Origin of the sequence: Bacillus sp. EB106-08-02-XG196 (assembly GCF_013396335.1) — a bacterium.
In the GTDB taxonomy this organism is placed as follows: domain Bacteria; phylum Bacillota; class Bacilli; order Bacillales; family Cytobacillaceae; genus Neobacillus.
On record NZ_JABWSY010000012.1, the window covers coordinates 80,558 to 92,780 of the forward strand.

The following is a 12,223-nucleotide window of genomic DNA, read 5'->3' on the forward strand; positions in this document are numbered from 1 at the left end:
CACCTCCTATAGTTGTTCTTTAATTTCCAATCTAGCAATATCTCTTAAATGGACTTTATCTGGTCCATCAACTATTCTAAGCGTCCTTGCATTCGCGTAGTGAGCAGCAAGTGGGAAATCATCTGATACACCCGCTCCGCCAAATACCTCGATGGCGCGATCAATGACTCGAATGGATACGCGTGGCACGGCAACTTTAATCATCGCAATTTCTTTTCTCGCAGCCTTTGCCCCTTCCTGATCGATCTTGTTAGCAGCATGCAAGGTAAGAAGTCTTGCCTGCTCGATGTCAATCCGGCTTTCTGCAATTTGTTCCCTTATCGTCTCTTTATCAATTAGTTTCGAACGAAACGCTTCGCGGCTATTGGCACGCTTGATCATTAAATCAAGAGCACGTTCCGCGGCTCCAATCGCACGCATGCAATGATGAATTCTTCCTGGTCCTAAGCGTCCTTGAGCAATTTCAAAACCTCTTCCTTCACCTAATAAAATATTGGAGACTGGTACGCGCACATTGTTGTAGTGGACTTCAGCGTGTCCGTATGGTGCGTGGTCGTAACCAAACACCGGCAAAGGCCTTTTCACTTCCACTCCAGGTGTATCAAATGGAACGAGAATCATGGACTGTTGTTTATGACGCTCGGCATTCGGGTCGGTTTTCCCCATTACAATCGCTACCTTACAGCGTGGATCTAATGCCCCTGTTGACCACCACTTTCTTGCGTTAATCACGTACTCATCGCCGTCACGAACAATACTGCTTTGAATATTTGTCGCGTCTGAAGATGCTACATCCGGTTCAGTCATTGAGAAAACTGAACGAATTCTCCCTTCTAATAGCGGTTCAAGCCACTGCTTCTTCTGCTCATCGGTCCCGTACTTGATGAGGACCTCCATATTCCCTGTATCAGGGGCATTGCAGTTAAAGATTTCCGGTGCCAGAAGGGAACGTCCCATTATTTCGCATAGATGGGCATATTCATAGTTTGATAGCCCTTTTCCATATTCTTCATCTGGAATGAATAAGTTCCATAGCCCTTGTGCTTTTGCTTTCTCCTTTAATTCTTCAATCAAGGACGGGATTTCCCACCTATTTTCTTGGCGGTTCAATTCTTCTTCAAATACCATTTCGTTTGGATAAATATGCTCCTCCATAAACTCAACAAGTTGTGTTTGTAGGTGCTTCGCTTGATTAGACAACTCTTTTAGCATCGTTTTCCCTTCTTTCTTTCAGATTGTTTTTTAGAATTTTTCCAGAAGCGTTTCGTGGCAGTTCATCTAGGAATTCGAACAACTCTGGAACCTTATAATTTGCAAGATAGGTTCGACAATGGGCTTGAATGGCAGGAATGTCTGCTTCTTGAAGCTGGTCGCTAACGACAAATGCTTTCACGCGTTCCCCGTAAATCGGATCTGGTTCACCGACAACTGCCGCTTCCCGAATCCATTCAAGCTTCTTCAGGACATCCTCAACTTCAATGGAAAAAATTTTCTCTCCTCCGCGATTGATCATGTCCTTTTTACGATCGAGAATATAATAGTACCCCTCCTCATCCATTGTTCCAATGTCACCGGATTGCCAATAGCCATTGGAGAAACTCTTAAGATTAGCTTCATCATTTCGCCAATACTCCTGGATGACCATTGGCCCCTTAATGTAAAGTTCGCCAACTTCACCAACTTTGCACGCTTCTCCCTCCGCATTCATGATCCTGATATCCGCCACTGGAACCGCCAAGCCGACGGAAGCGACTTTTTCTGGTGGATGAGTTCTTGGCATTAGCGTAGCGGGAGATGAAGTTTCGGTTGAACCATAAGCATTATGTAGTTCAGCATTTGGAAAAGCACTTTGGAGTAGTTGGTAGGTTTGCTTGTAAATAGGTGATCCGCCATAGGCAACTTTCGTGACAAAATCAAAGGTGTGGTTTTTGAATTCTTCTTCAGTGGACATCATGATGAAAATAGTGGGTACGTTGAACAGGAAGTTGATTTGGTGTTGTAAGATGAGTTCGATGTATTTCTTATTTTGGTAACGTTCCATGCTATAGGATGTACCGCCGACATAGACCATGTGCAGGAGCTGGCCGACTAAACCAGTCACATGAAACATTGGGACTGCAATCAAGGTTTTCATTGTGGAAATAGTGTTAAATACCGATTGGTAATTCATTAAGCTGTGAATTACTCCAATATGCGATAATACGGCCCCTTTAGGCCTGCCAGTCGTCCCGGATGTATATAAAATAAAGGCAGGGTCAACCTCATCTATTTTGGTAAGGTCAGGAGTTGAATTTCTTATATCCATCAGTTGAGCAAATGAATCCTTACCATCTATAAGAAAGATATTTTTCTCCTTTGGGAGGGCTGTTTTATTGATTTCTTCTACTTGGTTGAGTTGGTTTTCATATTTGCTATCACTGACAACAACTTTAACTTCAGAATGACTTAAAATATATTCCATTTCATCTGGTGATAATTTGACATTGACTGGAACCATAATGGCGCCAAGCTTCATACAAGCAAAGACTATGAGTGGTAAGTGGTAGCGATTGCCAATAATGGTAGCAACCCGGTCCCCTTTTTGAATTTTGCATTTATGTTGTAGGTTGGCAGCTATCGTGCTAGAGTATCTATCTAACTCTTCATAAGTGAGTGATCTTTCCTCGGTCACGATAGCCTCCTTTTGTTTGTTGGCACCCAGTTGCATGTTAAGGATATCACTGATATTCTTTGGTCGGTTTGCAAATACTTTAATAGACTTTCTTCCGAATAAATCCATTTCATGAATCACACTTTGAGCCTCCCTCTTATTTTAAAATTTTTAAAATAGATTTTGTGTATTTTTCAATCACTTCTTCTTTCACTAAACGACCATCTGGATTATACCATTGCTGCACCCAGTTCATGGCACCAAGTATAATCATTCTCTCGATGAAAGGTTCCTCTACGCGGAATTCACCACTTGTGATTCCTCTTTTGATAATTTGGTCGAATAAATTTTCGTATTCCTTTCTCAGCTTTAACACGAGTTCAAGCTGCTCCTCATTAAAAAAACGCTTAGGCTCCATTATGAGATTGAATACTTCTTTCTCTTCAATTGCGTACTCCATGTGGGTAGCGATCATTTTTACGAGAATTTCTGTTGCACTTCCTTCCCCTCGATTCAGAATATCACGCAAATCCTCTGTTCCCTGGGACAGGACAAAGTTATGACATTGGTACATTAAATCACTCTTATTTTTGAAATAATAATAGAGGGACCCTTTTGTCATTAATAGTTCGGCTGCAATTTCCTCCATGGTTGCACCACTGTAGCCTCTTCTATTCACTATTTCAATTGCTGAAAGAAGAATCTGTTCTTTCTTTCGGAGGATTTTCTTTTCTGAAAGTTTCATAGGATCACCGCTTTGATAGAATTAGAAATTTACGGAACCGCTTACATTATCTTTTTTTAAACAAGGGTCTGTTTTTAAACCCCATTTAGTTATCTGAATATTTAGTATTAAATATAATTTAACAACATCTTTTTCAAATTGCAAGCATTTTTTTGAATGATGTTTTATTTTTGAACCCCGTTTAATTTTTTATATAGAAAAACGGAAGTAGGTGTAACTACTTCAGTTTGTAGAAACCTGCTGTATTCAAGGATTTTACCTTCATTTGTCTTTGAGACACGTCAATATTTTAATATATTGATAAAACATGTAACCCATCTTGCTGGTGGCAAAAAATATTTGAAGGCATATTTGCCTTAACATCCAGCCTTTCAATCCATGTTTACGTTGAAGGATTAATTACTTCTAAATTGACGGAACTAGAAAATCCTGATGCGATAAAAGCCAGGATCAAAGAAGCAAGCCAATCTATTCCTTTAGAAAACTTAGCACTAAGTCAGCAATGTGGTTTTGCTAGTACCGAAGAAGGAAATATTTTAACAGAAGAAGACCAATGGAATAAAATCAAACACGTTGTGAACATAGCTGATATTGTATGGGGTTCGATCTAAATATATTGAAATAAATAAAACCTCCTTCCATGCCTAGGGTCTTATTTTTACATATTTTACTATTGAATAAATTTTAAATATGTATATAATCTATCGTAATTGTATACGAAAATGTTTTCTAGGGTTCCGCAACCACTGTGTTGGTCTGGTCCGAGAGAAAACTCACAGCTATAGCTGTGTCACGGAAGGAGAAAAGCCTGGGAGATACTGTTTAACAGTTATCTCTCAGGTTTTTTTTGCTTTTAAAAATTTATTATGGAGGTAATAGGTAATGAATGCGAATTGGATTAAGGTGTTTATTGGGGCATTTTTTGAAGTGTTTTGGGTGATAGGTCTAAAACATGCAAATGGCTTTTGGACCTGGACAGGAACTGTCATCTCAATTATTGTGAGTTTCTATTTAATAATAATGGCTGGTCGGAAACTTCCAGTAGGTACGGTATATGCCGTTTTTGTCGGATTGGGGACAGCAGGGACGGTCTTATCTGAAATCATATTCTTCGGTGAACCAATCAAAGTGGAAAAAATGATGTTGATTTTACTTTTACTAATAGGTGTTCTTGGATTGAAATTATTAACAAGTGACGATACTCAAGAAGGAGCTGAGTCCTAATGGCATGGATTTCATTAATTTTAGCAGGATTATGTGAAGCGTTTGGTGTTGTTACCATAAATAAATTGAATATCAGTCGTAATTGGCAATCTTTATTACTATTAATTCTCGGATTCGGGGCTAGTTTTCTATTTCTTGCCTACGCCATGAAAACTCTGCCTATGGGGACCGCTTATGCAATATGGACTGGAATTGGCTCAGCAGGTGGTGCACTTTTAGGAATCATGATTTACGGCGAATCAAAAGATTGGAGAAGGATCGCATGTATTGCATTAATTTTAGGTGCTACCATTGGGCTAAAACTTGTTGGCTAGGAATCTAAAATTCCACTAAACTAGGCAGACCAAAGAACACGTAAGTAAGTCCCGCTGGCTTAGGCTTGTTTTAATATTAATAGGATCATAGCGGGTCTGAAGATTTCTAGAACTAAAATAAAGTCTTCCTATTTGGAAAGAGAGTCTACGTTATAAGAATGGTTTTCGGGGTGAGCTAATCCTTTTTGGGCAAACCCTACCCTTTTTAATTTACTCTTCACTCTTCTTTTTCCTAATGACATCTTTTAAGGATTGAGACCTATTATCCTTCTAGTAATCCTAACCATTTGCAGACAATCCCGTAACTTATGAAGATGAAGCATTTACAGAAGAGTATAATTATTTTAATATCTGCATTGCATAATTAGTAAAATCACCCAAATGTTTTTCGATGATTTGTTTTAAAATGTCTAGATTAATAGGTTTGATAATCATGAACGACAATATTTCTAAATCCAACCATTGCTTTTGTAGATGCAGTAGTCGCGACAGTTGAAGGTCTATGGAATGTGATTACCCATCCAATTGAAACCTTTAAAGGTCTTGTATATGTCGTCCAGCACCCTGTTGAAACCGCCAAATCTATAAGGGAATCGATTAAAAGTTCATGGAATAATGATGTCGTCAATGGAGATGCCGACAGCCGGTCCAATTGGTTTGGGCGCGCTTTTGGAGAAGTTGCTCTTGCCGTTGTCGGTACAAAAGGCGTCGATAAAGCGGTAAAATTAACGAAGGGCGTAAAGGTAGTTGAAGAAGCTGGTGAGGTTAGAATTGTTGATGGTATCGATGCAATTATTAAAAAAACAAACTGTTCCCCGACCGATCTGAATAATTATTTGCAAAAGATAGATAAAGAACTTGCAGAAAATTATACAGAAACCGGACTGTGGCCGGAACATATTCAGGTACCGAAAGACCCTGGGGTATTAAATGTTGACAGCTCCATCAACTGAGATGAGGTTCCAAAGGGCGGCTACGTGCTAGATGAAAACGGAAATGCGATGAAAGAAATTCATAATCCTGAACAAGGAGAAGTTGTTGACCGATATGGACCTGCAAATGGCAGATATACTTCACTTGTTATAGATGGGAAACCGTATAATATGATCAGCGGTCATTGCCTTATGTCGAGGATCCTTCAAAATATCATCAGTATAGAATAACGGGAGATTTCAATAACATTGAATCGTATGTTAATCAGACGCCAGACGCCGTCCTTAGGGAAAAAGTAACTACACTCATGGATGCTTATGACCTATCTTACGATGATTTAAAAATTCAAAAAGGTGATATTGCTCCAGGGTTTGGTTCAACCGGCGGCGGGATTCAGTATGAAATGCCATTACCAGTAGATTTATTGGAAGGTTTAGTCTTAATAGGAAAAATGAAATAAGGTGTGATTACGTTGACAAGAGAGAAGGCTTTAGAAATCATCCAAAATGAGAAATTGCAGAATTTAAATTGGTTCGATGACCATAAAATTAAACCGAATGAAGTTGGCATCCGCGAAAAAGCAAATAAATGGAAAGTATATACTACAGAAGAGTGGGCAAATCCTATCTCAGAGAAAGAATTCCAAACTGAAGGTGAAGCATTAGAAAATTTTATTAAACGATTAAGAGCATTGAATAAGTTTCAAAATCTCTAGGGATGAAAGTAATAAAATTATTGAGAGAAATTTAATATAGCTAGAAATTGAGGACTAACCTCGATTGGTTAGTCCATTACTTTTTCCAAACCTGTTCTTCCTTTTTAAAATCTGTTAATCAGACAAAAGCGGCCCAGTTCTCTGGTTCCGGTCGGACCATATAAATAAACTTGACCAGGCAATAGATTTCTTCGTCCTCCTAGGGAATCATCCTAGAAATTGGTTGTCCCCTTTCTTTATCATCAATACTTCTCAAAACACCCCGCAATAGCAGGAAAGCTATTAAATTCCTTCCTCATGTCCCGAAACGAAATCACCTCATTTCCTCTAGCAAGCTGAAAATCTAGTGAATATTCGTGACAGTTCAATGGGGTTTGATGAAATGTTTTGGTATAGAACTGGATGGCCTCTTGCTAGCTGGTTGCAAAGATAAAAACAAAATCCTTCTGATTCATCTTTAGTGAGTAGATGCGAATTTTACGAATACCTAATACATTGTTTTGAATCATTTCCCTTACTTTCTGATGATCTGCCTGTTCTAGGTCTATCTTGGACATATCATCATCCAATGAAATTTTCTCCTCTCCGAGTAAATGATGGATGTAATGGGCTAATGCAGATTCTTCAAAACATAAACTATCAAAGTAAGCATCTTTTACAAGCATGCGGGTACACCTCGGTAATCAATTTTTTTGGCTAATGAAAGTTTACAAAGGGGATGACTCTATTCCTTTTGGTCCTCAATCCTTCCTGTATGCTCGTTGTAATTCACAGCGATGGCAGCTACCGGGCCATTACGGTTTTTCGAAACAATGATTTCTAGGGAATAATTCTGAGTTTCCTTTTCATAATACGATTCACGATACAAGAACAATATGACATCGGCATCCTGTTCCACACTGCCCGATTCCCGAATATCAGACATCATCGGCCGTTTATCCACTCTTGATTCCACCGATCGATTAAGCTGCGCCAAACAAATAACGGGGCAATTAAAATCCTTTGCCATCGCTTTAAGAGATTTGGATATTTCCGTTACTTGTAAATGGGCGTTCCCTCCATAAAATTGACCAGAATGGATCAGTGTTAGATAATCGATAAAAAGAATTGGTTTCTTGTGCGGAAATTGATTCATCATTTTTCTCGTTTTCGCTCTCATTTCCGCTATACTTTGTCCAGAGCCATCAAAAATTTGCATATGCGTTTCAGTGAGATCTCCAATCACATCCGACCATTGATTCTTTTGATTTTCATTCAGCATTCTTTTTGGGTCCCGCATTTTTCCACGGTTAAATCCCCCTGTGGAAGCAATTAAACGAGAAGTGATCAGCTTTTCAGGCATTTCTAGGGAGAATACAAGCGGCAAATAACCCACCCAGCCCGCCATTTTTGCAAAATGAAGCATGACATCGGTTTTTCCCATCGATGGTCTTGCTGCTAAGATCGTCACTTCCCCGTCCTGAAAGCCTCCCGTCACTTCGTCGAGCTTTTTAATGCCCGTTGTTGCACTTCTCAGTGTTAGTTGATCCTCCCATGGTGCCTCATAGATATCTGATAACGCCTGCTGTAAGGACGTGTGATCATCCATCTTTGCTTGGTTAATTTTATCCAATTCACCAATGACCTTAGCAATCTCCCAATCATTTATGGCTGCCACATTTAAGATATTTCTCTTTTCCCGCTCCTTCCACAGGTCAAGAATGATCTTCTCCACCCCATCAAATTTCTCCAGATCTGCAAACGATAACAACTCCGATAGATAAGACATTCCACCTAATGTTTCGAGGTTGGGTAAAGTGGTGAATGTGATTAAATCAATATTCTTTCCTTCCTGGGTTAACTCCAGCATTCTTCGCATGATTTCTTTATGCCGTGTACTTTCCAGCTGTTCAGGGTGGATTACGGTATCCTTAAGCAAGTATTCCGCCTTCATCAAGCTTCCTATAAATGCTTTTTCTGCTATACTCATTATTCTTCACCTGCCGTAAGGTCAAGTACAAATCCCACTGGTATCGCTCTTCCTGCAGGAAACGTTTGTGTTGTTTGCCTATGCTTAAATACCGGCTTTTGGTTCTCATGGTAGGAATCAACTTCTTCAATCGTCAGTAACGATTCATTTTCCCAGTTTTTCAGAATCCCAATCACATAGCTCAGCCTTCGCTTGTTATTGGCACAGGCAATGTTCATCGCTTTTAAAATCATTTCTTTCGGCTGTAAAAAACTAGAATCATCCAACCAAGATAACAACTGCTGTTTCGCATTAACGTGGGTAAAACCAAATCCATTATCATCCCAAAACCCGATAATTTCTTTCACGTCTTGTTGATTCTTTTTCAAGGGATTTTCCATGGTTGAATTATACGCTATATCTTGATCAAGAGCTTTTTGTTGTTGGTTTTCTGGTTGCATAGTAGGCATAACATCTTCAAGCTCTTCAGAAACAGTTTCCAAATATGTATCGTCTTCATGTTGATTGATAACTTCCTGGTCGTTAACTATTCTTACTTGCTCACAAAAAGAAATATATAAACTACGAATTTCCTGTTTCTGAATAGGCTCTGACACATATTGAATCAGTGAGGTATCCTCGACTTCCTTTAATTCGCTAGTAATACAATCCATGACTGGTTTTCCTGCTCTATACAGGTTGTCTTTCCCCCAGTTTCTAATCGCGAGTTCTCTCGTCACAGGATTGTAACGAATCACCTTGTGATGGTGAATGAATCGGTCCATCACGGTTTGAACACTCTCCATGGAGAAGCCCAAATCAAACGCCATTTGTTTTTTGGTAATCTTATAGATTCCAATTTGAGTTGTATTTGCATTCGTAAGTAGGTAAAGGTAAAATAACTTGTCCTCTGGGCTCATCTCTTCCAGCACAATCGGGTTCTTCCAAAAATCCGTATGTATTAATCTAAACTTTGCCATCTTCCATCACTAACCCTTCTTCTATTAAAATCTTTCATAGGTTATATATGAAAAATTGAAGAAAACGGACAGGGTGATTTTCATCTAGATGTGAATAGTTTGTGACAAATCAATACAAGGTTCCTATGACTCCTCTTTTTAGCTTTTGAAACCGTATGTGAAAAGAATCGAATCAATTCCTTCTACTGGCCCGGATTTACCTCTATACTTGGATAAAGAACTTGTTGTTGTTTTTCTTTTTATTTTTCCTTTTCTTCTTCTTTTTCTTTTTGTCCACGTATCGTAAAACAGTGCATGAACGTATCGTCTAACTCCTAGAATTAGAATCAATTTATGTATCATTTTCATCTTCGTCGCGAACTTCCTTGCAGAAACCACATCTCTTCTTGTTTCAAAAAGAGTCATAATGCCTACGAACGTCCTGTTTTTGAATGCATCCATATACATATTTAAACCAAATTTTTTCATACTTTTTTACAAAAAAAAAACACTCACAACCATTGATTAATCAAGAATTGTGAGTGTTTTAATAACAGGGGATTTCCTCCAAGACCTACTTCATTATCAACAAAGAGCATTGTTATGTATCTTTATTAATGATCTTGTTCTTTCCTCTTGGTTTAATTAAAAAATAAGAATTGATCCAAGCAGTAATCGGAATAATGAGAGCGACACCTATTCCCGCACAAAAAATGGTGATTAGTTCAGCACTAAATATTTTTGAATTGACAATTTCCCCCAGAGTATAATGTAAATCTTTAAACCAAATGAGCAGGGCCAAATAACCTCCAAAGAAAGCAAAAAATAACGTATTTGTACTTGTTCCTAAAATGTCTTTTCCAATACTAATTCCAAAAGCAAATAATTCTTTTCTGCTTATGGATGAATGATGGTGAAACATTTCCCTCATAGGAGATGAAATGGCTATAGCTGTATCTGTAATTGCACCAATGGTACTCATAATAATGACAGAAGCAGCTATTTTAACAAAATCCACCCCAATATAAAGGGAAAAGTAGGAAAGTTCCTCAATTTCTTCTGCGCCAAATCCTTGAATCATAGCACTTTCTGTCACAATCAGAATAAAAAAGAGCAGTATAACAACTGTAATAATAGTAGAAATGAAAGCTGTAATTGTTTTGTTATTCACTTCATTAATATAAAAGAGATTAATGCAGCTAATAACGGTTGATGCAATCAATGTTAAGATAATAGGATCAGCTTTGGGTATGGTCATAATAAAGATAGTAAAAAAGATTACTCCAAAGTTTAGGAATATCGCAATGAATGACCGTTTCCCTTTATTACCGCCAATAAGAATCATCAGGATTAATAAAATGGCTGCCAGCAACACTAATACATTCATACTCTTGCCCTCTTTCGATTAACGAAAAAAATGGTAGTATACAGCCCTATTGGGATTGTAATGACGATTCCTATACCGCCTGCCAAGGCACGTGCCATTTCCAAAGATAGATTCATGGAAAGAGTGAATATCAATGGGGAATTATTCTTAAAATACAAAATAAGCATTGGAATAGAACCACTGATATAGGCAAAAAACAAAATATTCGTCATGGTTCCCATTATATCTTTTCCAATCTCCATTCCTGAAGTTTTAAGTGCTTTTATTGGGATGTTGCGATCCTTTTCATACAGCCCAAAAATAGAAGAAGACATGGTAATGGCCACATCCATTACGGCTCCTAACGATCCGATAAATAACCCAGCCATAAACACTTCTTTATAAGGACGAGTTAAAAATTGCATTTCCTCATATCGAAGTCCTTTTTCAGCTGTTAACCACATCACAAGATAGGTTATGAACAGCGAGACAAAAGTTCCCAATAATGTTGCAACAATTGCGGCATATGTTTTTTCATTAAAGCCGTTAACGAGCAATAAAGAAATGACCGTAAATAATAGAACACTTATACTGCATATCCATAACAAACTGATGCCTGATGTTTTTAAATAAACATCCAATGCATAGGATAACAAAACGGCATTGACAGCCAAGCTGATAATAGAAAACAACCCTTGCTTTTTTCCCACGAAAAGGAGAGTGAAAATAAACATCCACGCTACCAACAATATGTATTTATCCCGCTTTACGTCCATTATGGTTCCACTTAAATCTGTATTTTCCTTTTTTTTCGTATCAATCGAAACAAATAATTCATTTCCAATATGATATTCTTGATCATACGCTCCTGATACGGAATACTCATTTGTTAAATGGATAAGCTGTCCTTTGTAATCACCATTTCTTATTTCGGCTATGATCCGTTGAGTGAAAAGACAATCTTTATTTTCATGCATATCGATCATTTCCGTAGAATCGCCCAACTCTATTTCAATGACCTCAGCTATTGGTCTTTCGTAAAATGAATGATTGTAATAGACAAAGAACACGGAGGAGACAAAAAGAAGTAAGATGATCGAATACCAAAATATTTGTTTGTAAGTCATTTTCTTAAATAGATTGACTATAACCTTCAAAAAAAAACCTCCAGCTTTTGGGATAAACTCTTTAACATAAGGGTATTACAAGTAAAACAACGACCTAAGATAACCTTAAAATAATGCAAAGGAGGTTCATATAACAAAGGTATATGGTTTACAATGGACTAAGAATAACAGGAATGATTTTGAACCGTCAAGGAAACACATACTATTCATTACTTTCTCCATTTTTCGCAAATTCTTTAGGA

At 38.0% G+C, this 12,223-nt stretch carries 15 protein-coding genes, 1 pseudogene and 1 riboswitch; of the genes and pseudogenes, 7 read left to right on the forward strand and 9 right to left on the reverse strand.

What is annotated here, in order from left to right:
- Nucleotides 1–6 precede the first annotated feature (6 nt).
- The 3 genes from MLOOGBEN_RS18870 to MLOOGBEN_RS18880 are packed head-to-tail and all read right to left on the reverse strand — an operon-like array spanning nt 7 to nt 3,395.
- Nucleotides 7–1,212, reverse strand: a complete 1,206-nt coding sequence (locus tag MLOOGBEN_RS18870) for an acyl-CoA dehydrogenase family protein (RefSeq protein WP_179159827.1) — start codon at nt 1,210–1,212, stop codon at nt 7–9.
- Nucleotides 1,193–2,791 (reverse strand): class I adenylate-forming enzyme family protein, encoded by a 1,599-nt coding sequence (locus tag MLOOGBEN_RS18875; RefSeq protein ID WP_368737807.1) that lies wholly within the window; start codon nt 2,789–2,791, stop codon nt 1,193–1,195. Before MLOOGBEN_RS18875 ends, MLOOGBEN_RS18870 begins: the two co-directional genes overlap by 20 nt.
- 16 nt (nt 2,792–2,807) lie before the next feature.
- Nucleotides 2,808–3,395, reverse strand: a complete 588-nt coding sequence (locus MLOOGBEN_RS18880; protein ID WP_179159828.1) for a TetR/AcrR family transcriptional regulator — start codon at nt 3,393–3,395, stop codon at nt 2,808–2,810.
- A 386-nt stretch (nt 3,396–3,781) separates the two neighbouring features.
- Here MLOOGBEN_RS18880 and MLOOGBEN_RS18885 point away from each other — a divergent pair.
- The 7 genes and pseudogenes from MLOOGBEN_RS18885 to MLOOGBEN_RS18915 form a co-directional block, all read left to right on the forward strand.
- A pseudogene (locus MLOOGBEN_RS18885) lies at nt 3,782–4,006 on the forward strand (5-methyltetrahydropteroyltriglutamate--homocysteine S-methyltransferase); the annotation flags it as partial.
- Between the two features lie 107 nt (nt 4,007–4,113).
- Nucleotides 4,114–4,212, forward strand: a riboswitch (guanidine-I (ykkC/yxkD leader).
- A 65-nt stretch (nt 4,213–4,277) separates the two neighbouring features.
- Nucleotides 4,278–4,619, forward strand: a complete 342-nt coding sequence (locus MLOOGBEN_RS18890) for a DMT family transporter (RefSeq protein ID WP_179159829.1) — start codon at nt 4,278–4,280, stop codon at nt 4,617–4,619.
- Entirely contained in the window at nt 4,619–4,933 is a 315-nt protein-coding gene (locus MLOOGBEN_RS18895) for a DMT family transporter (RefSeq protein ID WP_179159830.1), read from the forward strand. The genes MLOOGBEN_RS18890 and MLOOGBEN_RS18895 overlap by 1 nt, the downstream gene beginning before the upstream one ends.
- Nucleotides 4,934–5,442: 509 nt before the next feature.
- On the forward strand, nt 5,443–5,886 hold the full coding sequence (locus MLOOGBEN_RS18900) for a hypothetical protein (protein WP_179159831.1): 444 nt from the start codon (nt 5,443–5,445) through the stop codon (nt 5,884–5,886).
- Nucleotides 5,887–5,910: 24 nt separating this feature from the next.
- Nucleotides 5,911–6,096 carry a hypothetical protein gene (locus tag MLOOGBEN_RS18905; RefSeq protein ID WP_179159832.1) on the forward strand — a complete coding sequence of 62 codons (186 nt, stop codon included), beginning with the start codon at nt 5,911–5,913 and terminating at the stop codon, nt 6,094–6,096.
- On the forward strand, nt 6,051–6,326 hold the full coding sequence (locus tag MLOOGBEN_RS28960; protein ID WP_218781255.1) for a TNT domain-containing protein: 276 nt from the start codon (nt 6,051–6,053) through the stop codon (nt 6,324–6,326). The genes MLOOGBEN_RS18905 and MLOOGBEN_RS28960 overlap by 46 nt, the downstream gene beginning before the upstream one ends.
- A 12-nt stretch (nt 6,327–6,338) precedes the next feature.
- Entirely contained in the window at nt 6,339–6,581 is a 243-nt protein-coding gene (locus MLOOGBEN_RS18915) for an Imm59 family immunity protein (RefSeq protein ID WP_179159834.1), read from the forward strand.
- 413 nt (nt 6,582–6,994) lie between these two features.
- On the opposite strand, the gene MLOOGBEN_RS29380 is transcribed toward MLOOGBEN_RS18915, so the two are convergent.
- The 6 genes from MLOOGBEN_RS29380 to MLOOGBEN_RS18945 all read right to left on the reverse strand — a co-directional run bounded on the left by MLOOGBEN_RS29380 (nt 6,995) and on the right by MLOOGBEN_RS18945 (nt 12,011).
- The gene (locus MLOOGBEN_RS29380; protein ID WP_256989175.1) at nt 6,995–7,246 is read right to left on the reverse strand and encodes a hypothetical protein; all 252 of its coding nucleotides are present in this window, start codon (nt 7,244–7,246) and stop codon (nt 6,995–6,997) included.
- Between the two features lie 59 nt (nt 7,247–7,305).
- Nucleotides 7,306–8,550, reverse strand: a complete 1,245-nt coding sequence (locus tag MLOOGBEN_RS18925; protein WP_179159835.1) for a replicative DNA helicase — start codon at nt 8,548–8,550, stop codon at nt 7,306–7,308.
- Nucleotides 8,550–9,509: a DnaD domain protein gene (locus tag MLOOGBEN_RS18930; RefSeq protein WP_179159836.1), complete on the reverse strand. Its 960-nt coding sequence runs from the start codon at nt 9,507–9,509 to the stop codon at nt 8,550–8,552. Before MLOOGBEN_RS18930 ends, MLOOGBEN_RS18925 begins: the two co-directional genes overlap by 1 nt.
- A gap of 138 nt (nt 9,510–9,647) precedes the next feature.
- Nucleotides 9,648–9,914, reverse strand: a complete 267-nt coding sequence (locus MLOOGBEN_RS18935; protein ID WP_179159837.1) for a hypothetical protein — start codon at nt 9,912–9,914, stop codon at nt 9,648–9,650.
- A gap of 175 nt (nt 9,915–10,089) precedes the next feature.
- Nucleotides 10,090–10,875 (reverse strand): YibE/F family protein, encoded by a 786-nt coding sequence (locus MLOOGBEN_RS18940; RefSeq protein WP_179159838.1) that lies wholly within the window; start codon nt 10,873–10,875, stop codon nt 10,090–10,092.
- Complete coding sequence (locus tag MLOOGBEN_RS18945) at nt 10,872–12,011, reverse strand: YibE/F family protein (RefSeq protein WP_483296398.1); 1,140 nt, start codon at nt 12,009–12,011, stop codon at nt 10,872–10,874. Before MLOOGBEN_RS18945 ends, MLOOGBEN_RS18940 begins: the two co-directional genes overlap by 4 nt.
- Nucleotides 12,012–12,223 lie beyond the last annotated feature (212 nt).

Coding starts and splice junctions, on each gene's coding strand:
- MLOOGBEN_RS18880 (WP_179159828.1), bottom strand. CDS start 3,395: ATGAAACTTTCAGAAAAGAAAATCCTCCGAAAGAAAGAACAGATTCTT.
- MLOOGBEN_RS18870 (WP_179159827.1), bottom strand. CDS start 1,212: ATGCTAAAAGAGTTGTCTAATCAAGCGAAGCACCTACAAACACAACTT.
- MLOOGBEN_RS18940 (WP_179159838.1), bottom strand. CDS start 10,875: ATGAATGTATTAGTGTTGCTGGCAGCCATTTTATTAATCCTGATGATT.
- MLOOGBEN_RS18925 (WP_179159835.1), bottom strand. CDS start 8,550: ATGAGTATAGCAGAAAAAGCATTTATAGGAAGCTTGATGAAGGCGGAA.
- MLOOGBEN_RS18930 (WP_179159836.1), bottom strand. CDS start 9,509: ATGGCAAAGTTTAGATTAATACATACGGATTTTTGGAAGAACCCGATT.
- MLOOGBEN_RS18895 (WP_179159830.1), top strand. CDS start 4,619: ATGGCATGGATTTCATTAATTTTAGCAGGATTATGTGAAGCGTTTGGT.
- MLOOGBEN_RS18890 (WP_179159829.1), top strand. CDS start 4,278: ATGAATGCGAATTGGATTAAGGTGTTTATTGGGGCATTTTTTGAAGTG.
- MLOOGBEN_RS18935 (WP_179159837.1), bottom strand. CDS start 9,914: ATGACTCTTTTTGAAACAAGAAGAGATGTGGTTTCTGCAAGGAAGTTC.
- MLOOGBEN_RS29380 (WP_256989175.1), bottom strand. CDS start 7,246: ATGCTTGTAAAAGATGCTTACTTTGATAGTTTATGTTTTGAAGAATCT.